General features: G+C 55.4%; 2 protein-coding genes. Both read right to left on the minus strand.

Annotated features, from left to right (window positions below; genetic code table 11):
- Positions 1-173 precede the first annotated feature (173 nt).
- Positions 174-1,274: a hypothetical protein gene (locus CW742_RS11290; protein ID WP_292420448.1), complete on the minus strand. Its 1,101-nt coding sequence runs from the start codon at positions 1,272-1,274 to the stop codon at positions 174-176.
- 68 nt (positions 1,275-1,342) lie between these two features.
- Positions 1,343-1,867 carry a hypothetical protein gene (locus CW742_RS11295; RefSeq protein WP_292420450.1) on the minus strand — a complete coding sequence of 175 codons (525 nt, stop codon included), beginning with the start codon at positions 1,865-1,867 and terminating at the stop codon, positions 1,343-1,345.
- Positions 1,868-2,022: the final 155 nt, after the last annotated feature.

A 2,022-nucleotide genomic window follows, 5' to 3' on the forward strand; every position in this document is an offset into this window, starting at 1 on the left:
CATTATGACGGAGCGACGGGTCTTTCAGGAACCGCCCCGAGCGGAGTTCCGCAAGCACATGGCCTGCTTCCCAGTCAGAGAGTGTATCGAGAATTGCGTAATAGATCGTCACCATGGATATCCGGTTGATCAGGCGGAGGAAAAAAGGTTCGTGGGGGGAGGGGAAGTAATCCTCATTCCATGGGCAGGATGCCCGCGGCTCTCATATCTGCGAGCGAGAAATCCCGGGAGGCGCCTGACTTGAAGTTCCCGTTGGTGATCTCTTCCTGGTATTGCTCCTGTGCTGCGGCAACCGCCTCTTCGAATGTTGCTGAACCGGTCATCGTGGTCTCAAGGCAGGTGATACCCTCCTTGTCCGGCATCGTGTCATAGCAGACAAAGGCGTGGGTTGGCAGGATGATAATGTGGGGGTTCATGCCGATGGATTCCAGTGCGGAAGCATACAGAACCGTCCCGTCAATGCAGTTGGCCGAGTTAGCGGCAATCGCGTCTTTAGGCAGACGGACACGCTGGGGATTGTCGCCCCCGTTCCCAAAGGCTATCGGTGAGTTGATGTACGTGATCCGGTAATCATTCTTGAGCGCGTTGAACACGGCCTTCACCTGGGCATTCGAGTAATCGGCCCAATCCTGATCCGAGCAGCTCTCCCCGCACTGGTATCCGGCAATCGACTTCTCCGGGTGGTATTCAGCCGCCTTGCGCATGAGCGGGTCGATCACGGCGGCATGCGGAGTCACCCATGCAGCGACATATTCCGACATATCGTACGTTTCGTCCCCGTCTTTCACTTCCCAGACCATCGTGTCTTTTGGGAAGATCTTCACGGGATACGTCTGCTCATCGATGCGTGTCCCATCCGAGAGGCTGACCTTGTAGTGGAGCGTTGCCGTCTTTACCTCAGCAGGGATTGCGGCGGTGCGGAGTGTTGGCGTCTGGCCGATCGTGACGTTCCCGTACGCGGGGACTTCCACGGTGTTGACCGCCTTTTCCGTGAATCCCGGAACCTCGGATTCCACAACTACCGACCGTGGAGTGCCCGTAGGGTTGGTAAGTTCGAAATCAATGTAAGTCACGCCACGGTTGGCGAACTGGAGGTAGGTCGAGGGAAGAAGGGAATCCATTGCCGAGACATCGACACCAATGCCGGCAGGGCCGCTGCCCGCGGTATTCTTGGTACCTGATGGTGCCGTTTCTGGTGAACTGTCCGTGCAGCCTGAAAGCAGGATGAGGATTGCAAGGAATGCTGAGATCAGGAGAGATACCCGAATGTTCATAGGATTTTTCTATTGTACCGGGATCCATAAAATACGTTCCCGTTGGTGGCAAAAAAGGGGGGATCGTGTTATTTATTGATGTGCACGACCTTTGCGGGGGGGAACCCGTTGAAATACGTGGACGAGGCGTGTGAATAGGCCCCGATGTTCTCGGAATAGACAAGGTCACCGATATCAAGGTCTGGCAGTTCGGCGGAGAGCGTGATGGTGTCGAAGGCATCGCAGGTGGGCCCGAACACCGCGGAGATCTGTTTCTCGCCTTTCTTGAAGGGGAGGACAGGGTAGTTAATGTGGTCGAAGATCTGGCCTGAATACGTGTGGTACACTCCGTCGTTGATGTAATAGCAGGGCTTGCCGTCGCGGACTGCTTTACCTACGACCTTCGCTACGAGCGTGCAGGTATTGGCGACAAGGAACCTGCCGGGCTCGGCAAGGATCTGCATGTCTTTTGGGAACAGTCGTTTGATCTCTGTGTTCAGTTTCTTTGCAAGCGTCCGGATGGACCGAATGCCCGGGTGATACTTCACCGGGAACCCCCCGCCGATATCCAGGATCCGGATCTTCTGCCCGGTTCGGTCCTCTACTTCGCGGATTCAGCTTGCGGAGTGCTTCACGGACTTCATGTACTTCTAAAAGTTCGTTCACTGGCTACCGACTTGGAAACATATGCTGTGTAGTACTATGCACAGACTTGAAGCCTCTGTGATCCAGTGGATGGAGCTCCACTCGGTGAGCTGTTGTGTCTCGA

The sequence above is a fragment of the Methanoregula sp. genome, assembly GCF_002835825.1.
Taxonomy (GTDB): Archaea; Halobacteriota; Methanomicrobia; order Methanomicrobiales; family Methanospirillaceae; genus Methanoregula.

What these genes read in the sequence shown, in the direction of transcription:
- CW742_RS11290 (WP_292420448.1), bottom strand. Translation starts at nt 1,274, where the DNA reads ATGAACATTCGGGTATCTCTCCTGATCTCAGCATTCCTTGCAATCCTC.